This window comes from Variovorax sp. HW608 (genome assembly GCF_900090195.1).
Lineage (GTDB): Bacteria > Pseudomonadota > Gammaproteobacteria > Burkholderiales > Burkholderiaceae_C > Variovorax.
This window is the reverse complement of sequence record NZ_LT607803.1, coordinates 3511509-3533063: the sequence shown is the minus strand read 5'-3', so window position 1 is coordinate 3533063 and position 21555 is coordinate 3511509. Positions and strand designations below refer to the sequence as shown.

General features: G+C 65.4%; 23 protein-coding genes. 8 read left to right on the top strand and 15 right to left on the bottom strand.

Going from position 1 to position 21555, the window contains the following annotated elements; translation table 11 throughout:
- Window positions 1-17: 17 nt before the first annotated feature.
- Entirely contained in the window at window positions 18-1322 is a 1305-nt protein-coding gene (gene lplT, locus VAR608DRAFT_RS16595) for a lysophospholipid transporter LplT (RefSeq protein ID WP_088955055.1), read from the bottom strand.
- Between the two features lie 167 nt (window positions 1323-1489).
- Here lplT and alr point away from each other — a divergent pair, with 167 nt between their 5' ends.
- The 7 genes from alr (at window position 1490) to VAR608DRAFT_RS37080 (ending at window position 7526) form a co-directional block, all read left to right on the top strand.
- On the top strand, window positions 1490-2578 hold the full coding sequence (gene alr / locus VAR608DRAFT_RS16590) for an alanine racemase (protein ID WP_088955054.1): 1089 nt from the start codon (window positions 1490-1492) through the stop codon (window positions 2576-2578).
- Window positions 2579-2688: 110 nt separating this feature from the next.
- Window positions 2689-4332 (top strand): hypothetical protein, encoded by a 1644-nt coding sequence (locus VAR608DRAFT_RS37085; protein ID WP_157731011.1) that lies wholly within the window; start codon window positions 2689-2691, stop codon window positions 4330-4332.
- Between the two features lie 23 nt (window positions 4333-4355).
- A complete protein-coding gene (locus tag VAR608DRAFT_RS16580; protein WP_088955052.1) occupies window positions 4356-4982 on the top strand; it encodes a hypothetical protein in 627 nt (208 codons plus the stop codon).
- Between the two features lie 58 nt (window positions 4983-5040).
- Window positions 5041-5631: a hypothetical protein gene (locus VAR608DRAFT_RS16575; protein ID WP_088955051.1), complete on the top strand. Its 591-nt coding sequence runs from the start codon at window positions 5041-5043 to the stop codon at window positions 5629-5631.
- 26 nt (window positions 5632-5657) lie between these two features.
- The gene (locus tag VAR608DRAFT_RS16570) at window positions 5658-6284 is read left to right on the top strand and encodes a hypothetical protein (RefSeq protein WP_088955050.1); all 627 of its coding nucleotides are present in this window, start codon (window positions 5658-5660) and stop codon (window positions 6282-6284) included.
- 76 nt (window positions 6285-6360) lie between these two features.
- On the top strand, window positions 6361-6876 hold the full coding sequence (locus VAR608DRAFT_RS16565; protein WP_088955049.1) for a hypothetical protein: 516 nt from the start codon (window positions 6361-6363) through the stop codon (window positions 6874-6876).
- Window positions 6877-6938: 62 nt separating this feature from the next.
- Window positions 6939-7526 carry a hypothetical protein gene (locus tag VAR608DRAFT_RS37080; RefSeq protein WP_157731009.1) on the top strand — a complete coding sequence of 196 codons (588 nt, stop codon included), beginning with the start codon at window positions 6939-6941 and terminating at the stop codon, window positions 7524-7526.
- Window positions 7527-7799: 273 nt separating this feature from the next.
- On the opposite strand, the gene VAR608DRAFT_RS16555 is transcribed toward VAR608DRAFT_RS37080, so the two are convergent.
- From VAR608DRAFT_RS16555 to VAR608DRAFT_RS16495, 13 genes are all read right to left on the bottom strand, one after another.
- Window positions 7800-8777: a 2-dehydropantoate 2-reductase gene (locus VAR608DRAFT_RS16555; protein WP_088955047.1), complete on the bottom strand. Its 978-nt coding sequence runs from the start codon at window positions 8775-8777 to the stop codon at window positions 7800-7802.
- A gap of 8 nt (window positions 8778-8785) precedes the next feature.
- Window positions 8786-9568, bottom strand: coding sequence for a class II aldolase/adducin family protein (locus VAR608DRAFT_RS16550; protein WP_088955046.1), 783 nt, complete (start codon window positions 9566-9568; stop codon window positions 8786-8788).
- A gap of 56 nt (window positions 9569-9624) precedes the next feature.
- Entirely contained in the window at window positions 9625-10614 is a 990-nt protein-coding gene (locus VAR608DRAFT_RS16545; RefSeq protein WP_088955045.1) for a Bug family tripartite tricarboxylate transporter substrate binding protein, read from the bottom strand.
- 167 nt (window positions 10615-10781) lie between these two features.
- A complete protein-coding gene (locus VAR608DRAFT_RS16540; RefSeq protein ID WP_088955044.1) occupies window positions 10782-11591 on the bottom strand; it encodes an aldolase/citrate lyase family protein in 810 nt (269 codons plus the stop codon).
- 24 nt (window positions 11592-11615) lie between these two features.
- Window positions 11616-12419 carry a 2-oxo-hept-4-ene-1,7-dioate hydratase gene (gene hpaH / locus VAR608DRAFT_RS16535; RefSeq protein ID WP_088955043.1) on the bottom strand — a complete coding sequence of 268 codons (804 nt, stop codon included), beginning with the start codon at window positions 12417-12419 and terminating at the stop codon, window positions 11616-11618.
- Between the two features lie 8 nt (window positions 12420-12427).
- On the bottom strand, window positions 12428-12835 hold the full coding sequence (locus VAR608DRAFT_RS16530) for a 5-carboxymethyl-2-hydroxymuconate Delta-isomerase (protein ID WP_088955042.1): 408 nt from the start codon (window positions 12833-12835) through the stop codon (window positions 12428-12430).
- A gap of 7 nt (window positions 12836-12842) precedes the next feature.
- Window positions 12843-13766, bottom strand: a complete 924-nt coding sequence (gene hpaD / locus VAR608DRAFT_RS16525) for a 3,4-dihydroxyphenylacetate 2,3-dioxygenase (protein WP_088955041.1) — start codon at window positions 13764-13766, stop codon at window positions 12843-12845.
- A 2-nt stretch (window positions 13767-13768) separates the two neighbouring features.
- A complete protein-coding gene (hpaE, locus tag VAR608DRAFT_RS16520) occupies window positions 13769-15226 on the bottom strand; it encodes a 5-carboxymethyl-2-hydroxymuconate semialdehyde dehydrogenase (RefSeq protein ID WP_088955040.1) in 1458 nt (485 codons plus the stop codon).
- A 15-nt stretch (window positions 15227-15241) separates the two neighbouring features.
- The gene (locus VAR608DRAFT_RS16515; RefSeq protein WP_443082952.1) at window positions 15242-16219 is read right to left on the bottom strand and encodes a Bug family tripartite tricarboxylate transporter substrate binding protein; all 978 of its coding nucleotides are present in this window, start codon (window positions 16217-16219) and stop codon (window positions 15242-15244) included.
- A 54-nt stretch (window positions 16220-16273) separates the two neighbouring features.
- Window positions 16274-17026: a fumarylacetoacetate hydrolase family protein gene (locus tag VAR608DRAFT_RS16510; protein WP_088955038.1), complete on the bottom strand. Its 753-nt coding sequence runs from the start codon at window positions 17024-17026 to the stop codon at window positions 16274-16276.
- Window positions 17023-17646, bottom strand: a complete 624-nt coding sequence (locus VAR608DRAFT_RS16505; RefSeq protein WP_088955037.1) for a fumarylacetoacetate hydrolase family protein — start codon at window positions 17644-17646, stop codon at window positions 17023-17025. Before VAR608DRAFT_RS16505 ends, VAR608DRAFT_RS16510 begins: the two co-directional genes overlap by 4 nt.
- Window positions 17647-17726: 80 nt before the next feature.
- Window positions 17727-18158 (bottom strand): homoprotocatechuate degradation operon regulator HpaR, encoded by a 432-nt coding sequence (gene hpaR / locus VAR608DRAFT_RS16500; protein WP_088955036.1) that lies wholly within the window; start codon window positions 18156-18158, stop codon window positions 17727-17729.
- Between the two features lie 271 nt (window positions 18159-18429).
- Window positions 18430-18825 (bottom strand): MAPEG family protein, encoded by a 396-nt coding sequence (locus tag VAR608DRAFT_RS16495; protein WP_088955035.1) that lies wholly within the window; start codon window positions 18823-18825, stop codon window positions 18430-18432.
- Between the two features lie 154 nt (window positions 18826-18979).
- On the opposite strand from VAR608DRAFT_RS16495, the gene radA reads away from it, so the two are divergent.
- A complete protein-coding gene (radA, locus tag VAR608DRAFT_RS16490) occupies window positions 18980-20371 on the top strand; it encodes a DNA repair protein RadA (RefSeq protein ID WP_088955034.1) in 1392 nt (463 codons plus the stop codon).
- A 202-nt stretch (window positions 20372-20573) separates the two neighbouring features.
- Here radA and VAR608DRAFT_RS16485 read toward each other — a convergent pair whose 3' ends face one another.
- On the bottom strand, window positions 20574-21485 hold the full coding sequence (locus VAR608DRAFT_RS16485; protein WP_088955033.1) for a lipase family protein: 912 nt from the start codon (window positions 21483-21485) through the stop codon (window positions 20574-20576).
- Between the last annotated feature and the right edge of the window lie 70 nt (window positions 21486-21555).

Sequence of the window (21555 nt, the reverse complement as noted above, 5' to 3'; positions counted from 1 at the left end):
TCAGTACGAACCAGAAATCAGTGATGCTTGTCGCTGCGGGCGATGGCCAGGAGGTGCTCGACTTCTTCCGGGTACCTGCGCAGGTTCTGCTGGTGCCAGCGCTTGATCAGCCACATGAAGCCGGCCACCACCACGCCGAAGGCGGTGATCGCCGCGTAGGCCGACATGCCGAGCCCCGTGCAGGCGCTGTAGAACGCGCCGAGGATCAGGATGCAGGCCTGCTCGTTGAAGTTCTGCACCGCGATCGAGCGGCCCGCGCCCATCAGGTTGTGGCCGCGGTGCTGCAGCAGCGCGTTCATCGGCACCACCAGGAAGCCGCCGAGCCCGCCGAGCAGGATCAGGAACGGCACCGCCACCCAGATGTTGCCGATGAAGTTCATCGCCATCACGAGGATGCCCATCGCGATGCCCATCGGGATCACGCGGGTCGCCATGTCCAGCCGCATGCGCATCGAGGCCACCACCGCGCCGATGGCGGTGCCGATGGCGACCACGCCCGTCAGCGACGAGGCCTGCGCGGTGTCGTAGCCGAGCGCGAGCGAGGCCCAGGCCAGAACGATGTACTTGAGGTTGCCGCCGGCGCCCCAGAACAGCGTGGTGGTCGCCAGCGAGATCTGGCCGAGCTTGTCGCGCCACAGGCGCGAATTGCAATGCCAGAAATCCGGCAAGAGCGCGAGCAGGTTGCGCACGAAGCCGTACTGCGGATTGGCGCGCAGCGGGCGCATCTCGACGCCGGTGTCCGGAATGCGTGTGTTGAACCAGGCCGCGACCACATAGACCAGGATCAAGGTCGCGATCGCAGCCTCGGGCGGCGTCTCGACGCCGGTGTCGATGAAGGGGAAGTCGAACGCGAGCAGGTGCCTCGACAGCGTATGGCCCACGAGCTGCCCGCCGAGCACGATGCCGAGAATGATCGATGCGATCGTCAGACCCTCGATCCAGCCGTTGGCCTTGACCAGCTGCGATGCCGGCAGCAGTTCGGTCAGGATGCCGTACTTGGCCGGCGAATACGCCGCCGCGCCGAGCCCCACGATCGCATAGGCGACCAGCGGGTGCGAGCCGAACAGCATCATCACGCAGCCCACCACCTTGATCGCATTGCTGATGAACATCACCTTGCCCTTCGGCAATGCGTCGGCGAAGGCGCCCACCAGCGGCGCGAACGCCACGTAGAAGATGGTGAAGATCGGGACCAGCGCGGCGCGCTGCCATTCCGGCGAGCCATTGCTTCGCATGAGTTCGACGGCAGCCACGAAAAGCGCGTTGTCGGCCAGTGACGAAAAGAACTGGGCCGACATGATCGTGTAGAAACCGCGCTTCATCGATGAGCTGACTGGCCAGCAACGAGTTCTGGCGATGGTGAAAGAGCGCCGCCTTGTTGGCGGCTGCGCGGTTATAGCATGGGGGTGCGGTGTCAAAATCGCGCGAAGTCCCGTAGTGCGGGGCTCCTTTCTGTGCGTGTTTTCAGCTTTCCCCGGGATTTTTTGCCGTGCCGCGTCCGATCCTCGCCACCATCCATTTCGCTGCGCTGCAGCACAACCTCGACCGCGCACGCCGCGCGGCGCTCGATTCGCGCGTCTGGGCGGTGGTGAAAGCCAACGCCTACGGCCACGGCATCGAGAACGTCTTCGAAGCCTTCCGGGCCGCGGACGGCTTCGCGCTGCTCGACCTCGACGAAGCCGAGCGGGTGCGCGCGCTCGGCTGGCGCGGCCCGGTGCTGCTGCTCGAAGGCGTGTTCGAGCCGCGCGATCTCGAACTCTGCTCGCGGCTGGACCTCTGGCACGCGGTGCACTGCGATGCGCAGATCGACTGGCTGGCCGCGCACAAGACACAGGTGCCGCACCGCGTCTTCCTCAAGATGAACTCCGGCATGAACCGGCTCGGCTTCACGCCCGAGCGCTTCCGCGCGGCCTGGACCCGGCTCAACGCGCTGCCGCAGGTCGACGAGATCTCGCTGATGACGCATTTCAGCGACGCCGACAGCCCGCGCGGCATCGCGCAACAGCTCGAAGTGTTCGACGAAACCACGCGCGACCTGCCGGGCGAGCGCTCGATCGCCAACAGCGCCGCGACCCTGCGCCACGCGGCGGCGGCGCGTGCCGACTGGGTGCGCCCCGGGATCCTGCTGTACGGCAGCTCGCCGGATTTCCCCGAGCACGACGCGGCGCACTGGCAGCTCCAGCCCGGCATGACGCTCGCGACGAAGCTGATCTCGGTGCAGACCCTGGAGGCCGGCGACACCATCGGCTACGGATCGCGCTTCACCGCCGACGGCCCGCTGCGCGTCGGCGTCGCCGCGGTCGGCTATGGCGACGGCTACCCGCGGCATTGCGACACCGGCACGCCGGTGCTGGTCAACGGCGTTCGCACCCGCATGGTCGGGCGCGTGAGCATGGACATGATCACCGTCGACCTCACGCCGGTGCCCGATGCGGGCTTCGGCAGCGAAGTCACGCTGTGGGGGCGCGCGTCGAACGGCGCGGTGCTTTCGATCGACGAAGTCGCGAAGGCGGCGGGCACCGTCGGCTACGAGCTCATGTGCGCGGTGGCGCGGCGGGTGCCGGTCGTGGCCGACTGAGCGGGGCGTACCCCTGAAGAGTCCACCCTGCGGTGGATGCGCCGGCATATAGTGGCGCTGACCTGTGCACGCCGTGTGTGCAGGCAAAAAGAAGCTTCAGGGAGTATTCAATGAAAAACCGCTTGCGGTCAGCGGAGGCGTGCGCGCCGTCTGCAAGAGCAGGGGCACCACGCCCGTGGCTGCTCAATGTCAAAGCCCATCTTCATCGGGGCCTGTGTGCCGCGGCCGTCGTGCTGTTCGGCGCGGCGGCGGGGGCGCAGCCGTCAGGTTGCGTAGATGTCTTCGGTGGTCACCACGTGGACCGTAGCATGGCTGTGGACTTCGTGACTCGGGTTTATCGCTATCAATTGGCAAACCCTTTGGAACCTTCGCCGCTCATGCAGACGCCGACAGACGTCGATGGGCCCACCGGCCTCTCCAATGCGTGTGGTATGGAGACGAGAAAGACGGTTCAGACCCATGGTCCGTACTCGTTGGTAGAAGGCGCCAACGTCTTCGATGGCATCACGTACCACTCAGTCGAATTTGCGATCCCGTATAGCAAGGGCCAGAGTTGCGCAGTCTGGACGAGCACCCATCGATGGCTCGGGGTGGATCCAGCAACTGGAGACAACGACTCATGGCGCGAGGGAGAAGGCGTGGTTTGCGCGCATTGGGTGAGCGGCCCCGAGATGACTATCGAGCCCCTGACTGTGCGCGCCGGAAGTGTCAATACGCCGATGCGCGTTCGCATCATGGCCAGCGGAAAACCTGTCCCTGACATGTTCGCGCGGCTGAGCATTGATCCCGCTGCGCCGGTGCGCGGGCGGCTGTACTGCGATTCGTACACCAATGCGGAGGGCTATCTTGGCTGCTCCTATACCGCACCCAAAACGATGACCGTCGAGAAGGTAACGGGTGAATGCGCGGAGTGTCTGCAGCCTGCGAAGAGCACGATCACGGTGACGAAGCCGATGGTGGTTGGGTTTTTTAATGGGGTGTGGAATACAGACTATCAGGCAAGCGATGGCCTCAAAGCACTCAAGGAACTCATCGGTCTGAAGTACGAGGGCACAGACCTTCGTTATGAGAATTTCTATAACCAGACCGGTTCGGGCAACGGCAACACAGCTTTGCAGGACATCGCCGAGGTGTTCATCCAGCGCGGCAAAGAGCTCGATGGCGTGCTCAACAACCGGTGGGAACACTACTGGGAGTTGCTCGCCGGCAAGCATGCCGAAGGCGATTCGCTCACGGCCCGGCTGCTGAATGGATTGGGCAATGGAGCATCGGCCTTGGCCGGGTTGCTCGATGCGACCTTCAGCGCCACGTTGGCCCAGATTTTCAGCGGCTACTCGCAGATGCTCAGCAATCCGCCCACCGCCGCGGACGTGGCGGCACAACTTCAAAAGCTCAGGAGCTTGGCCGACGAGGACCACTCCTTCGTCCTCATCGCGCACTCGCAAGGCAATCTCTTCGTGAACAGCGCTTACGACGGGCTTCGCGGCAGCCATCCGGACACCAAGGCCGGTGTGGTTCATGTGGCCCCGGCTTCACCCACCTTGCGCGGCGAACACCTGCTGGCCGATATCGATCTGGTCATCAATGGGCTGCGCATTCAGGGCATCAACGCGGTGGCCTCGAACAACATCAGCCTTCCGGCCAGCAAGAGCGACTTGAGCGGGCATACCCTGGTTGGCACCTATCTCGACGCCACCCGCGCGGCGCGGGAAAAGATCAACGGCATGGTGCAGGCCGTGCTCGGAAAACTCTAAGTTCTACACAGGGAGAAAATGAAATGACAGCATTCTTGAAATCGTTCATCGGTGGCGTTGTCTTGGTAGTCATGCTCACGGCCTGCGGTGGCGGTAGCAATGGCGGCTCCGGCTTCTTCGGGGCGGGCACCGGTTCGTCCGCGCCATCGACCGGCAGTTCGACCGATTCGTCCTCTAGCTCTTCATCCGGCACATCGCCCACTGCGCCGGGAAGTCTCTCGCTCTCGCAGCAGATCGAACAATTGGAGCGCAAGGGGGGGTATCCAACACTGGACCGTTCGTCGGATATCGCGGGACCCGACGCCAACAAGAACGGCGTGCGCGACGACATCGAGGCATGGATCGGAACGCTCGACGTGACCGAGCCGCAGCGCAAGGCGCTCATGCAGGATGCGCGCGCCCTTCAGCAGACTCTGATCGTTGACCTCACGGACAAGGCCGCTGTGCAACAAGCGGGGGAAAAAATCATGGCTGCGGTCAACTGCGGGGGGGACAGATTTACTCCCTATGCACAGTTCTCCAAGTTGGGGGGGAAGATCGAAGCAATGACCGCGAACACCCGTCAGCGCGCGGAGCGGTACATGCAATACAACAAAGCGCGTTCAGGCAGCAGCACGACGCTCCCCAGCTACGACACCTGCGAACCCTAAATGGCAGCGTCTTCGGCACACCGAAGAGTTCATCCAGCACCGCAGGGGACTCGGCGGCGTGCTCAACAACCGTTGGGAACACTACTGGGAGTTGCTCGCCGGCAGGCATGCCGAGGGCGACTCGCTCACCGCCCGGCTGCTGAATGGATTGGGCAATGGAGCATCGGCCCTGGCCGGGTTGTTTGACTCGACCTTCAACGCCATGCTGGGCCAGATCTTCAGCGGCTACTCGCAGATGCTCAGCAATCCGCCCACTCAGGCGGACGTGGCCAGTCAACTGCAAAAGCTCAGGAGCTTGGCCGACGAGGACTACTCCTTCGTCCTCATCGCGCACTCGCAAGGCAATCTCTTCGTGAACAGCGCTTACGACGGGCTTCGCAGCAGCCATCCGGACACCAAGGCCGGTGTGATTCATGTGGCCCCGGCTTCACCCACCTTGCGCGGCGAGCACCTGCTGGCCGATATCGATCTGGTTATCAATGGGCTGCGCATTCAGGGCATCAACACGGTGGCCTCGAACAACATCAGCCTTCCGGCCAGCAAGAGCGACTTGAGCGGGCATACCCTTGTCGGGACTTACCTCGACGCGGCCCGCGCAGCGCGGGAAAAGGTCAACAGCATGGCTCAAGCCGTGCTCGGCGCGCTCTGAGTTTTGAAAGTAAGGGAGAACTGAAAATGATGACATTCCTGAAGCCGCTCGTCGGCGGCATTTTCTTGGTGGTCATGCTCGTAGCCTGCGGAGGCGGGAGCGGCGGCGGGTCGAGCGTCTTCGGGACGGGCACCGGCTCTTCCGCGTCCTCGACGGGCAGTTCGTCAGAATCAACGTCGGGCTCGCCACCCGGCACTTCGCCCTCTGTTCCGGGAAGTCTCTCGCTCGCGCAGCAAATCGAACAGTTGGAGCGCAAAGGCGGATATCCGACGTTGGATCGCTCGTCCGACATTGCAGGTCCGGACAGCAACAAGAATGGTGTGCGAGATGACATCGAGGCATGGATCAACACGCTCAACGTCACTGACGTCCAGCGCGCCGCACTCATGCAAAAGGCAAGAGCGCTCCAGCAGACTCTCCTTGTTGACTTGGCGGATAAAGGCGCCGTGCAACGGGCAGGTGAAGCGCTTATGGCTTCTACCAATTGTGGTGCCAGCAGATTCAAGCCGTTCGCGGAATTCATCAAGCCAAACGAAAAGATCGAAGCCATGACGGCCAACACTCGAGAGCGCGCGGAGCGGTACATGCAATACAACAAGGCGCGCTCGGGCAGCGTCACGACGCTTCCCAACTACGACACTTGCGAGCCTTGATGGAGGCGTATCGCGAATCATGTCCCTGTGTCCCAGGAAATATCCTGCTTCTGGGCTCAAACTTGAAAGCCTTCGCTTGAAAATCCTGTCCGACTGGGGCTCGGTGCGCGTCTGGGAATCGAAGGTCGAGCACGACCTTCAACGCCATGCTGGCCCAGATCTTCAGCGGCTACTCGCAGATGCTCAGCAATCCGCCCACCGCCGCGGACGTGGCGGCACAGCTTCAAAAGCTCAGGGCCTGGCCGACGAGAACTACTCCTTCGTACTCATCGCGCACTCGCAGGGCAATCTCTTCGTGAACAGCGCTTATGACGGGCTTCGCAGCAGCCATCCAGACACCGCGGCCGGTGTGGTGCATGTGGCTCCGGCTTCGCCCACCTTGAGAGGCGAACACCTGCTGGCCGACATTGACTTGGTCATCAACGGATTGCGCGTCCAGGGCATCAACTCCGTGGCGGCGAACAACATCAACCTGCCCGCAAGCAAAAGCGATCTGAGCGGCCATACGCTGGTCGGCACCTATCTCGACGCCGCGCGGGCGGCGCGGGAAAAGATCAACGGCATGGTGCAGGCCGTGCTCGGCAAGCTCTAAGTTCTACAAAGGGAGAAAATGAAACGACAGCATCTTCGAAATCGCTCATTGGTAGCGTTGTCTTGGCAGCCATGCTCACGGCCTGCGGTGGCGGTAGTGGCGGCGGTTCCGGCTTCTTCGGGACAGGCTCCGGTTCTTCTGCGTCATCGACCGGCAGTTCGTCCGAACCGTCGTCTGGCTCGCCCTCCGGCGCATCGCCCACTGCGCCGGGAAGTCTCACGCTCGCGCAGCAGATCGAACAACTGGAGCGCAAGGGGGGTTATCCCACACTGGATCGCTCGGCAGATATCGCAGGACCCGACGCCAAAAAGAACGGCGTGCGCGACGACATCGAGGCATGGATCAACACGCTCAATGTGACCGAGCCGCAACGCGAGGCGCTTATGCAAAAAGCGAAGTCGTTGCAACAGACTCTCCTTGTCGACCTCGCGGACAAGGATGCCGTGCAGCGTGTCGGCGAAGGCCTGATGGCTTCCACCCATTGCGGCGCAACTAGGTTCAAACCTTTCGCCGAATTCATCGGACCTAACCAGAAGATCGAAGCCATGACCGCGAATACCCGTCAGCGTGCGGAGCGGTACATGCAGTACAACAAGGCGAGTTCGGGAAGCGTCACAACGCTGCCCAACCACGACACCTGCGAGCCGTAAACAGCGGCGTCTTCCAACACGCCGAAGGTTCATCCAGCGTGGCAGGGAACTCGATGGCGTGCTCGACAACCGATGACTACTGGAAGTTGCTCGCCGGCAGGCATGCCGAAGGCGACTCGCTCACGGCACGGCTGCTGAATGGATTGGGCAACGGAGCATCGGCCTTGGCCGGGTTGTTCGGTGCGACCGGTCATCGATCGCTTCATGGCGCAAGTGAATTCACTGCCCGCGGCGGTGCATAAGCTGCTCCACCGCTGAGCGCTGAGGTCCGCCTCAGTACAACCCCAACTGCCGCGCCCGCAGCCGCGCCAGCCCCAGCAGCGCATCGGTGAACGGCGCCTGAACACCGGCCAGTTGCCCGAGCTCGCGCACCGCCGACACCAGCGCATCGAGTTCGACCGCGCGGCCGGCTTCCACGTCCTGCAGCATCGAGGTCTTGAAAGCGCCGAGCTTGCGCGTCACCGCGTGGCGGTCCTCGGGGCTTTCGGCGATCGGCACGCCGATGCGGGCGCCGATCTCCCTGGCCTCCAGCATGATCGTGGAGATCAGGCCGCGCACCAGGTCGTCGGAGAGGATCAGGTCGGTGGTGGCGCCGGTCAACATGCTGATCGGGTTGACCGTCATGTTGCCCCAGAGCTTGTACCAGACGTCCTTCTGGATCTGCGGCGAGATGCGGGTGTCGATGCCCGCGCGCGCCAGCAGCTCGCCCAGGGCCTGGACGCGCGAGGTCGATTCGCCCGAGGGCTCGCCGATGATGAGCCCGTTGCCGAAGTGATGCCGCACCACGCCCGGCGCATCGAGCGAGCAGCTCGCATGCACCACGCAGCCGATGACGTGCCTGGCCGGAATCCCGGCATCGATCTTTCCGCCCGGATCGACCGCCTGCAACTGCGCGCCCGCCACGGGGCCGCCGAAGCCGCCCTGCAGGAACCACCACGGGACGCCGTTCATCGCGGTGAGCACGATGGTGTCGGGGCCGAGCAGCGGTCCGATGCGTTCCGCGACCGCGGGCAGCGCCGGCGCCTTCACCGCCACGATTACCAATTGCTGCACGCCGAGCGCGGCCGGATCGTCGCTGGCATTCACCGGCACCGAAACGCGCTTGTCGCCGCTCACCAGGGTGAGCCCGTCGCGCTTGAGCGCTTCGAGCGTCGCACCGCGCGCGACCACGTCGAGCTCGCAGCCCACTTGCGCGAGCTTCGCGCCGATCCAGCCGCCGATCGCGCCGGCGCCGTAGATGCAAACCTTCATGATGTCGTTCAGTTCTTGTAGGAGGAGTCGATGCGATCGACCTGGCGAACGAGCGCATCGAACACGTCCTGCCCCGCGCCGTGGTGGGGATTGAACTGCAGCGCATCGCGCGTGCACTTGCGGGCGATCTCTTCCGACACCGGGATCGGCGCGCCCATCGAGAGCGTCGCCATCTGGATCTCGCAGGCGCGCTGCAAGGTCCAGAGGATCGCAAAGGTCTGCGGCAGTGTCTGACCCCAGGCCAGCAGGCCGTGGTTGCGCAGGATCACCGCCGGCTTGTTGCCGATGCTCTTGAGCAGGCGCGGTCCTTCGTCGGCATGGATCGTGATGCCCTCGAAGTCGTGGTAGGCGACCATGTCGTGCAACTGCGCCGAATAGAAATTGGTCTGCTGCAGACCGCCCTGCAGGCAGGCCACCGCGACGCCCGCGGTGGTGTGCGTGTGCATCACGCAATGGGCGTCGGGCAGGCCGTCATGGATCGCCGCATGCACCGTGAAGCCGGCCGGGTTCACCGGATACGTCGAGCCGTCGAGCACGTTGCCGTGCAAGTCGATCTTGACCAGGTTGCTCGCGGTCACCTCGGTGTAGTGCAGCCCGAAGGGGTTGATGAGGAACTGCTTCTCGCCGCCGGTCACGCTCTCCGGCAGGCGCACCGTGATGTGGTTGTAGATCATCTCGGTCCATCCCAGCATCGCGAACACGCGGTAGCAGGCCGCGAGCTGCAGGCGCGCCGCGCGCTCGTCGGGATGGATGGCCGGATGCACCAGTGCCGTAGGGGAGGGGATGCTCATGGGGTTTCCTTCAAAGTTCCAACAATCTCCCCCGGCGCCTTCAGTGCGCCCGAGGGTCAGCTTTCAGCCGTGAAGCCGATCTCCTTCACGATCGGGCCCCACTTGGCCGTGTCCTTCTTCAACAGATCCGCGAGTTCGGCCGGCGACGAAGACATCGCCTCCAGCCCGAACCCGGCGAGCCCATCGATCAGGTCCTTCTGCGCCAGCGCCGACTTCATCGCGGTGTTGAGGCGCCCGACCGCTTCGAGCGATGCCTTCGCCGGCAGGAAGAAGGCGAACCATTCGCTGTGCGCCATGTTCTTGAGCCCTTGCTCGCCGAAGGTCGGCACGTCCGGCGTGAAGCGGCTGCGCTTCTCGCCCGAGACGCCGAGGATGCGCACCTTGCCGGTGGGCAGGTGCTGCATGATGTCGCCGATCGGGCCCGACACCGCCGAGATGTTGCCGCCCAGCAGGTCCAGCATCGCGGGCTGCGTGCCGCGATAGGCGGCATGCTTCAGTTCGAGGCCCGCGCTCTTGCCGAGCAGCGCGCCGATGAAGTGCGGCGTCGAGCCCGCTGCCGGCGAGCCGAAGTTGCCGCCGCTCGGGTTGGCCTTCACCCACGCGAGGAATTCGGGAACCGTCTTCACGCTCGCCGGCACCGCCGGGCCGACCGCGAAGCCGAAGTCGAACACGCAGGCCAGCGACACCGGCGACAGGTCGACCGCCGGGTCGTACGGCAGCTTCTTGTAGATGTGCGGGTAGATCGTGAGGATCGAGGTCGGCGTCTGCAGGATCGTCGCGCCGTCGGCCGGCTGGCTCTTCACGTAGGTCACCGCGATCTGGCCGCCGGCGCCGGTCTTGTTGTCGACCACGACCGACTTCGCATAGCCCGGCGCGAGCTGCGTGGCGAAGCGGCGACAGGTGGTGTCCGAGGTGCCGCCGGCCGCGAAGCCGGTGATGATGCGCGCGGTCTCGAAGCCTGCCTGCGCGAAGGCCTGCTGGCCGATGCTGGCGAGCAGTGCGGTGGCGCCGGTGGTTTGCAGCAGGCTGCGGCGAGTGAGGATCATGGTGTCTCCAAGGGGGTTCAGGATTCGTTGCGCAGCCACGTGACCGCGCCCGAGTGGGTCACCGCGCCCAGGTGAGCCGGGCGCACGGTGTGCGCGTATTTTTCCAGCAAGCCCCCGTGCCGGACCCCCGCGTTTACCTGACGTCTCGCTCATGGGATCGGATGGCGTTAGTAGGTGCCGCCCGATGGGGTCTTTGCCGCACTGCCCTTGAAGCGCGCCGCGAGCGCGGTCGTATGGCGCACCAGCAGGTTGGTGTCGAGCCCGACCGCGACGAAGAGCGCGCCGAGTTCCAGATAGCGCTTCGCCAGCGTTTCGTCCGGTGTCAGGATGCCCGCCGCCTTGCCCGCGCGGTTGATGCGCGCGATCGCATCCTCGATCGCGGCCTGCACTTCCGGATGGCCCGAATTGCCCAGGTGCCCCATCGAGGCCGACAGATCGGCCGGGCCGATGAAGACGCCATCCACGCCATCCACCGCCGCGATCGCATCGAGATTCGCGAGCGCCTCGCGCGACTCCGCCTGCACCAGCAGGCAGACGCGGTCGTTCGCTTCCTTCGCGTAGGCCGGATAGCGGCCCCAGCCCGACGCGCGTGCGCCGCCCATGCCGCGGATGCCGTGCGGCGGATAGCGCATCGCGCGCACGATCGCCTTCGCCTGCTCGGCGGTATCGACCATCGGCACCAGCAGCGTCTGCACGCCGAGGTCGAGGTATTGCTTGATCAGCGCCGTGCCCGCGTCGCCATGGCCGAGCGGCACGCGCGCGATCGCGTTCGCACCCGGATAGGCCGCGATCGCCTGCGCCTGTTGGAGGACGCTCTGGAGCCCGTTCGGCGAATGCTCGCCGTCGATCAGCAGCCAGTCGAAACCGGCGCCGGCGCAGATCTCCGCGCTGTACGCATCGGCGAGGCCGAGCCAGAGGCCGATCTGCGCGCGCTTTTCGGCGAGCGCCTGCTTGAAGAGGTTGATGGGGGTTTGCATGTCGGTTCTTTCAGTCGATGACGTTCAGACGAAGCGGAAGGCGATCGAGCCGAGCGGACCGTAGTCGGCATGGAAGGTATCGCCGGGCACCGCGTTGGTCGGCCGCGTGAACGAGCCGCCGAGCACCACTTCGCCCGCTTCGAGGTATTCGTCCCACGGCGCGAGCTTGTTCGCGAGCCATGCCACGCCGGTGGCCGGATGGTTCAGCACCGCGGCGGCCACGCCCGATTCCTCGATCACGCCGTTCTTGTAGAGCAGCGCGCTGACCCAGCGCAGGTCCACCGCATCGGGCTTGACCGGACGGCCGCCCATCACGATGCCGGCATTCGCCGCGTTGTCGGCGATGGTGTCGAAGACACGGCGCATGGCCTTGGTATGGCGGTCGAACTGCTCGATGCGCGCGTCGATGATCTCGATCGCCGGCACCACGTAGTCGGTGGCCGCGAGCACGTCGAAGATCGTCACGTTCGGCCCCTTGAGCGGCTTGCCGAGCACGAAGGCGAGTTCGACCTCGATGCGCGGCGCGATGAAGCGCTTGAAGGGAATGTCGCCGCCCTGCTCGAAGAACATGTCGTCGAGCAGCGTGCCGTAGTCGGGCTCGGTGATCTGGCTCGCCTGCTGCATCGCGCGCGAGGTGAGGCCGATCTTGTGGCCCTTGACCGTGCGGCCTTCGGCGATCTTGGCCTTCACCCATTCGCGCGAGATCGCGTAGCCGTCCTCGATGGTCATCTCGGGATAGCGCTTGGAGAAATGCTCGACCTGCACGCGCGACTTCTCGCTTTCGTGCAACTCGGCGGCGAGTTGCTGGATGACGTCCCTGGCGAGCATGGCGATCCTTATTTGTTGTTGAAGAGGGGATGCAGGTTGCTGTGCTTGGCGTCGTACACCTGGCCGGGGCTTTCGTCCACGTTCAGCGTGATGCCGATGAGGCGCCTGGCGAAGACCGGCTCGAAGTGCCGCTTCGCGCTCTCGATGAGCGCATCGCCCGCGCGCCGCTTCACCGCGTCGCTGCGGCCCGCGGCCATGCGCAGGTTGAGGTAGACGAAGGCGTAGTCGCCCTTGCCGTCGGCCACCGCGTAGTGCGCGGCCGGATAGGCGAGCACGCGCGTGCCGCCGGTCGGAAAGACCTGCTTGCCCGCTTCGTCGCGCTGCTCGAGCATGGTGTCGGCCAGCGTGCGGCAGAGCGCGCTCATGTCGGTTTCGCGCTCGATGTTCGGCGTGTAGAGGATGACCAGATGCGGCATGGCGAGCTCAGAGACGTGAAACGGCCTGAAAGCCTTCGGCGCTCGACGCCTGGGCCTTCGGAATGGCGCGCCCATCCTGCGGCGTGACCGGAAAGATCGCGTTGATCTGCCCGGTGCCCGAGGAGCCGAAGTAGGGCGTGATCACTTCCGCCTTGCCGTCGTAGGCCGACCAGCCGAGCGCGCCGAGGATCATCGCGGTGTCGTGCATGAAACCTTCGCCGTGGCCCTTGACCGCGTACTCCGGCAGCATCGAACAGAAGTCGGACCATTCGCCGTTCTGCCACATCTGCACCACGTCGTGGTCCATGTGCTCGAGCAGCGGGCTCCAGATGCGGTCGGCGAACTGCGGCGCCAGCCCGTTCTGCGCGAAGCGATGCGAGAGCGAGCCGCTCGCGAAGAAGGCCACGGTGCCGTCGTAGTGGTCCTCCACCGCGCGGCGCATCGCCCAGCCGAGGCGCGCGCTGTCGTTCAGGTAGTGGCCGGTGCACAGCGCCGACACGCAAATCGCCTTGAAGTGCAGGTCCTCGTTCATGTAGCGCATCGGCACCAGCGTGCCGTACTCCGGCCCGAGCGTGGTGGCATCGTGCGCCAGCGTTTCCACGCCCCACTCGTTGCAGGTCTTCGCGAGCAGCTTGCCGAGTTCCGGGTTGCCCGGAATCTCGAACGGCATGTTGCTGATGAAGTGAGGCAACTCGTTGCTCGAATAGATGCCCTTGAAGTGCGGCGCGCAGTTCAGGTGATAGCTCGCGTTGACCAGCCAGTGGGTGTCGAACACCACGATGGTGTCCACCCCCAGTTCGCGGCAGCGGCGGCCGATTTCGCGGTGGCCGTCGATGGCGGCCTGGCGGCTCCCCTTGCGCGGACCGTCGAGCTCGCTGAGGTAGAGGGAGGGGACGTGCGTGATCTTGGCGGCGAGTGCGAGCTTGCCCATGATTAGACTCCCCAATGTGGAATGTGATGACTGCCGAGCGAGACTGCGACGTTCTTCGGCTCGCAGAACACCTCGTAGCTCCAGGTGCCGCCTTCGCGCCCCGTGCCCGAGGCCTTGGTGCCGCCGAAGGGCTGGCGCAGGTCGCGCACGTTCTGACTGTTGACGAAGCACATGCCCGCCTCGATCGCGGCGGCCACGCGGTGCGCCTTGCCGATGTTCTCGGTCCACACGTAGCTGGAGAGCCCGTACTCGATGTCGTTGGCCAGGCGGATCGCATCGGCCTCGTCCTTGAACGGGATCAGGCAGGCCACCGGCCCGAAGATCTCGTCCCGCGCGATCTTCATGCGGTTGTCCACGTCGGCGAAGACGGTCGGCAGCACATAGTTGCCTTTCTTCACGCGGTCCGGCAGCTCGGGCGCTCCGAGGCCGCCGCAGAGCATCGTCGCGCCTTCCTTGGGGCCGAGCTCGATGTAGCTGCGCACCTTGGCCAGATGGGCCTGCGAGATCATCGGACCGACGATCGTCTTCTCGTCGAGCGGATCGCCGACCGTGATGCGCCTGGCACGCTCGACGAAGCAATCGACGAACTTCGCGTAGATCGACTGCTGCACCAGGATGCGACTGCCCGCCGTGCAGCGCTCGCCGTTGTTGCTGAAGATCATGAACACCGCGGCGTCGAGCGCGCGTTCGAAGTCGGCGTCATCGAAGATCACGAACGGGCTCTTGCCGCCGAGTTCCATGCTGAACTTCTTCAGGCCCGCCGTCTTCACGATGCGGTTGCCGGTCGCGGTCGATCCGGTGAAGGAGATCGCGCGCACATCCGGATGCGCCACCAGCGGCTCGCCGGCGTCCTTGCCGTAGCCATGCACGAGGTTCAGCACGCCCGCCGGGATGCCCGCTTCGAGCGCGAGCTCGCCAAGCCGCGCCGCGGTCATCGGCGACAGCTCGCTCATCTTGAGCACCGCCGTGTTGCCGAAGGCGAGGCAGGGCGCGACCTTCCAGGTCGCGGTCATGAAGGGCACGTTCCACGGCGAGATCAGCGCGCATACGCCGACCGGATGGAAGAGGGTGTAGTTCAGGTGCGTGGGCGTCGGATAGGTGTGGCCATCGACCCGCGTGCACATCTCGGCGAAGTAGTAGAAGTTGTCCGCCGCGCGCGGCACGAGCTGCTTGCCGGTCTGGGCGATCACCTGGCCGCAGTCGTTGGTCTCGGTCTGCGCGATCTCGGGCACGTTCTTGGCGATCAGGTCGCCGAGCTTGCGGATCAGCTTCGCGCGCTCGGTCGCCGGCATGCCGGCCCACTTCGGAAAGGCTTCCTTCGCGGCCGCGACGGCGGCGTTGACCTCGGCTTCGCCGCCAGCAGCGACCTCGGCCAGCACTTCCTGCGTGGCGGGGTTGACGGTCTGGAAATAGTCGCGGCCCGCGACCGGCTTGCCGTTGATGAGGTGGTCGATTTGCATGGGGGCTTTCGGGGTTCAGTCGATTCGGATCTCGCGCGCAGCGATCAGGGCCTGCCATTTCTTGCGCTCCGACTGCACGTAGCGGTTCATGTCGGCGGCGTTGGTGGGTCGTGCTTCCCAGCCGGCGTCGAACAGCTTCTGGCGCACGGCGGCGTCGTTCATGGCCTTCAGCAGGTCGGCGCCCAGCTTCTGCTGGATGTCCTTCGGCGTCGCGGCTGGCACTACCAGGCCCTGCCAGGTGTAGGCCTCGACCTCGCCGAAGCCGAGTTCTTTCGCGGTCGGCACCTGCGGCAGCTGCGGCACGCGCTCGCCCGACATCGCGAGCAGCGGCACCACCTTGCCGGCCTTGACCGCGCTGATGCCGCTCGGCAGGTCGAGCATCATCAGCGGCACCTGGCCGCCCATCAGGTCCTGCAGTGCCGGAGCGCCGCCCTTGTAGGGCACGTGCAGCAGTTGCACGCCGGCCTCGCGCTGGAAAAGCTCCAGCGCCAGGTGGTGCGGGCTGCCGGCGCCCGGCGTCGCGATGCTGTACTTGCCCGGCTCCTTGCGCAGCGCAGCGATCAGCGCCTTGGCATCGGCGAAGCCCGTGCCTGGCGCGGCCGTGATGATCAGGGGCGAGCGGCCCATCATGCCGAGGGCGACGAAGTCCTTCTCGGCGTCGTAGGGCAGCTTCCTGTAGAGCACCGGGTTGTAGACCAGCACGCCGTTGTCGGCCGAGAACACGGTGTAGCCGTCGCCGGGCGAGCGCGCCACGATCTCCGACGCGATGATGGCGGCGGCGCCGGGCCGGTTGTCGATGAGCACCGGCTGGCCGAGCTGCTGCGACAGCTGCGTGCCCACCGTGCGCGCCAGGAAGTCGGTGCCGCCGCCGGCCGGATAGCCGACCACCCAGCGCACCGGCTTGGCCGGATAGCTCTGCGCCGGTGCGTCGAATGCCAGCACCGATGCGGCCAGCGCGACCATCGCGGCCACGAGCTTGATCATCTTCTTCATCATCTTGTCTCTCTCGGCTTCCGTTGAAAAAAAAGAGGGGCGGCGCGCTCTCGCTCAGGCCGCGGCAATGGTGTTGACGAGCGCGCCGATGTGTTCGATCTCGGTCACGATGACGTCGCCGGGGCGGCAATCCACCACGCCATCCGGCGTGCCCGTGAGGATCAGATCGCCGGGTTGCAGCGTCATGAAGCTGCTGAAGTACTCGATGAGGAAGGGCGCGTCGAAGATCATGTCCTTCGTGTTGCCCGACTGCGTCAGCTTGCCGTTGACCGTGGTCGAAAGGGCCAGCGACATCGGGTCGGGCACGTCCTTGGCATCGACCAGCCACGGGCCGATCGGCGTGCAGGTGTCGCGGTTCTTCACGCGCAGGTTGGGGCGATACCAGTTCTCGAGGTAGTCGCGGATCGCATAGTCGTTGGCGACCGTGTAGCCGCCGATGAAGTCATAGGCGTCATCGCGCTTGACCTTGCGCGCGGTCTTGCCGATGACGATCACGAGCTCGCATTCGTAGTGCATGAACTGCACGTCCGACGGGCGATAGGTGAGTTGGCGGTGGCCGGTGAGCGTGCTCTCGCCCTTCACGAACACCAGCGGCTCTTCCGGCGCCTTGAATTCGAGTTCCTTCGCATGGTCCGCGTAGTTGAGCCCGAGCGCGAGGATGGTGCGCGGGAGCGGCGTCGGTGCGAGCGGCGGCAGCCAGGTGACCACGTCGAGCGCCACTCTGCGGCCGTCGCCCAGCAGCAACTGGCCGTCGCTCTCGACCGCGTCATGCACCGTGCCTTCATAGAGGATGCGTGCGCGCTTCATGCCTTCTCCTTCACGAGCGTGTTGACCAGCGTCTCGAAGCCCGGCGCGCTGATCTCGATGGTGTCCCCGGCGCGTGCGAGCGGCCGGCCGGCATCGCAGCCGAGCATCAGCACGTCGCCGTGTGCGAGCGTCATGAACGCGCCCACGTCCGAGAGCAATTGCGAGGCGTTGCGCACCGTCTTCGAAAAATCGACCGATTGCCGAAGCTCGCCGTTGATGCGCACCTCGAGCCTGAACTCCGACGGATCGGCGACCTCCTGCGCGTCGCGCATCGCGGGACCGATGCCGAGGAAGCCGTCGAGGCACTTGTACTTGACCGGCGGGCGGAAGAAGCTCGCGTGCGGGATCGAGAGATCGTTCATCAGCACGAAGCCTTCGACGTCGTTGTCCGGTCCGATCACCATCGCGATCGTCGCGCCCACTTCGACCTCGGCGACATGCGACGGCATCGTGATCGCGCTGCCGCTCGGACTCCAGGTGTTGGCCGTCTTCACATAGAGGACGGGTGCCTTCGGCGGCGCCTTGTAGGGCGGCTGCGTCATCTGCGGCGCGAGCGCCTCGACTTCCGCGCGGAAGTTGAGGAGCACGCCGTAGACCGTGCCGGTGGGTAGGAAACTCATGGTTTCGCCGCCGGGCCGCCCCAAGGCGAAACGTGCCCCCTCGGGGGGCCGCGACGACACGGAGTGCGGAGAGTGGGGGTTCATGGTTGCTCCAGTGCGATCAGTTCGTCGAGCAAGGCGTAGAGCTGGGTGAGCTTCTCCTTGCCGAGCGACTCTTCCATCCACTTGTAGTGCGCCTCGATGCTCACCGAGAGCCGCGCCACCAGCTTGCGCCCGTGCGGCGTCGCCTCGATGACGGTGCAGCGCTGGTCTTCGGGATCGCGGCTTCGCGTGATGAGCCCGTCGCGCTCCATGCGTGCGAGCACGCCGGTGAGGCTCGGACCGAGGATGAAGGCCTCGCGCGCCACCCGGCCGGTTTCCACCGCGCCGTGTTCGCCGAGCACGCGCAGCACGCGCCATTGCTGGTCAGACAGCTCATGCTCGCGCAGGCTCGGCCGCGTGTGCGCCATCACGGCTTCGCGCGCCTGCAGAAGCAGGCGCGGCAAGTTGCGGTGCGTGAAGGCGGTGCTCATGGCTGTCTCTCGATTTATTTAATATGTTAAATAAATCGGGGCGAGATGCACCTCGGGTTAACCCTTGGGTCTAAGCGGCCGAGGGGACAGTTACATCCGATGCGGCCTGCGCGAGATCGACCGCATGGCCGAACGCACCGCATGGCCGGAGCGCTGTGTCCAAGTGATGGGCATGGCCGATGCACCAGCCCAGGTATGGCAGCGCATCCGGGCGTTGAGGCGGGTGCTGGCGTGAGTCCCCGCCGAATGTTCCCCGGCGGCCTGCGCCCCTCTACCAGATGGCGAGAACCATCATCGCCAGTCCGACGATGCTGACCCCCCAGATTGCCGTGCGCAAATAGGCGATACCGGCGTAGTAGACCGGGATGTACAGCACGCGCGCCCAGAAGAAGATGTCCGCGCCGGTGGCCACCTTCGGACTGTTGGCGCCCGCCGCGTGCGCAACCAGTGCGATCGCGGCAAAGAGAATGAAGTTCTCCAGCGTGTTGCGCGCCGCGCGCTCGGCCCGTCCCGCGAACGGCGTGGCCGAGGGCAGGTTGTCGCGGTTGCCCAGCGCGACCATGGTGCCGGAAACCGTCCATCCCTTCACCCGGATGAGGCTCGCGACAAGCAGCGTGAGCCACGTCAGGATCGCCATATAGATCACGAGCGCGAGGGTGTGGGTCATATCGAAATCCTGTGAGGGTTGTTATTTGCGAACGGTGGGCCGGGCTGCGTCCGGCGTCGCTGGCGCGCCGACGATAGGCCGGATGGTCCTCCGCGTCTCGCCGGGGTTTGTACCTATCGCCCGCCCGACCTGGCCGCCTCCCTACACTCGACCCATGGCCAAGGAAAAAACAATCTACGTCTGCTCCGAATGCGGCGGCACGAGCGCCAAGTGGCTCGGCAAATGCCCGAGCTGCGGCGCATGGAACACATTGATCGAACAGGTCGCGACCCCGGCCGCGGGCGCAACCAACAACCGCTTCGGCACCCAGTTCGCGTCGCTCGGCGGATCGGCCGAACTGGCCACGCTGTCTGAAATCGAAGCCGCCGACGTCGCGCGTGCACCCACCGGCATGGAAGAACTCGACCGCGTGCTCGGCGGCGGCATCGTCGATGGCGGCGTGACCTTGATCGGCGGCGACCCGGGCATCGGCAAGTCCACGCTGCTGCTGCAGGCCGCCGACGCGCTGCAGAACGCGGGCCGCAATGCGCTCTACGTCACCGGCGAGGAAAGCGGCGCGCAGGTTGCGCTGCGCTCGCGGCGCCTCGGCCTCGACCACTCGCAGGTGCAGGTGCTGGCCGAGATCCAGCTCGAGAAGATCATCGCCACGCTCGACGCCACGCGGCCCACGATCGCGGTCATCGATTCGATCCAGACCGTGTACTCCGATCAACTGACCTCCGCGCCCGGCTCGGTCGCGCAGGTGCGCGAATGCGCGGCGCACCTCACGCGCTTCGCCAAGGCCAGCGGCACGGCGGTCGTGTTCGTCGGCCACGTGACCAAGGAAGGCGCGCTCGCCGGTCCGCGCGTGCTCGAACACATGGTCGACACCGTGCTGTACTTCGAAGGCGACACGCATTCGAGCTTCCGCCTCGTGCGCGCCATCAAGAACCGCTTCGGCGCCGTGAACGAGATCGGCGTCTTCGCGATGACCGAGCGCGGCCTCAAGGGCGTGACGAATCCGAGCGCGATCTTCCTGAGTCAGCACGCCGAGCCCGTGCCCGGCAGCGTGGTGCTCGTCACGCTCGAAGGCACGCGGCCGATGCTGGTGGAAATCCAGGCGCTGGTCGACAACGGCGGACCGAGCCCGAGGCGCCTGTCCGTGGGCCTGGACCGCGACCGCCTCGCGATGCTGCTGGCGGTGCTGCACCGCCACGCGGGTGTGGCGTGCATGGACCAGGACGTGTTCGTCAACGCGGTTGGCGGCGTGCGCATCAGCGAACCGGCGGCCGACCTGGCCGTGATGCTCGCGATCACGTCGAGCCTGCGCGGCAAGCCGCTGCCCAAGGGCTTCATCGCGTTCGGCGAAGTGGGCCTGGCCGGCGAAGTGCGGCCCGCACCGCGCGGCCAGGAGCGTTTGCGCGAAGCGGCCAAGCTGGGCTTCAGCGTGGCCGTGGTGCCGAAGGCGAACGCGCCGAAGAAGGGCGCGAAGGAGATCGAGGGGCTGACGATCCACGCGGTCGAGCGGATCGAGGAGGCGCTGGATATCGTTCGCCAACTCCAGTAGCTTCAGTCAAGGCCGCGGGCGGGAAAAGACGACGCAGTACCTGCATGAGCTGCAACAGACGTTCGGATCGCGACATCAGGCGATGTTAGGCCAGCGGGGCGAACGTCCGATTCCTCTTTTGGCTCGAGAGATCGGGATGAACTGGAAGTCAGCCTCGGAGAACTGAGTCGCAAGGCGCTGGCGCTCGGTGTGGCCCTCCAGCTCAGCTCCCCGTCGACAGCACGCACCGCGCGCAATTCAGGTCGTCCTGCACCTGCAGGCGAATCGCTTCGGCCAGCGCCGCCTTGTAGGTCGCCGGATCGAGCAGGGCCGTGTAGCAGATGAGGTGGTGAAAGCAGGGGAGCGTTGCGTCGATCGACACGCCGAGGCCGCCATCCACCGGGATCGTCTTTTCCTGATGCAACGGCTTGTAGCTCGAGAAGTGAAGCAGGTCCCGGGTCGGGACCTTCGGGACCTTGTCCTGCACGTAGTTCCAGAGGTCGTAGTTGATGTTCATGCCCTCGAAGAAATCGACGAAGCGCTGATTGCCGGTGTGGGGCGATGCGAAGAAGCAGCCCTTCGCCGGCGTCCCCTGCAACGCCAGGTCGAGCGTGAGGTAGGTGGCCAGGGCAGATCCCAGGCTGTGGCCCAGAACCGTGAGCGACGCGTTGGCCGGCAGGTTGAGGTTGCCGAGGCCCTGCGCGGCAGGGAGCGGGCCGCCGCCATTCAGCGGATGAAACATCAGGGTCCGGTAGATGCTCCAGAACCCCTGGTCCACGAGGCCCGCGTTGGGATTGGGGTGTTGCATCATGAGGAAATCGAGGTCGTCGGCCCACTCCAGGAGCCCGTGGGTCCCTCGGATCACAGCGACGTATTCGCCCGGGCCGCGACAAGCGACGTAGCCATAGCAGACACGGTTCATCGCCGCGTCGCTGCTTCCGAACATGCGACTGCGAAGGCCCGACCCCGAAACAAGAATGGCGTCGGATGCCGAGAGGTAGCCCACCAGGACATTGAAGCCGGCCGCGGCAATCCGCGCGTCCGGCGCGGGGGCCAGGTTCGAAGGCATGGCGGCGCACATGTCGAAGCCATACATAACCAGGAGCGCGTTCTGCGCAGCCGACACTCTGTCCATGACAAGCCTCCGTGACGGGAGTCGATGGGGTGGGGCGAATCTTCGTCCTATTCGGGTTCTTGTAAACAGC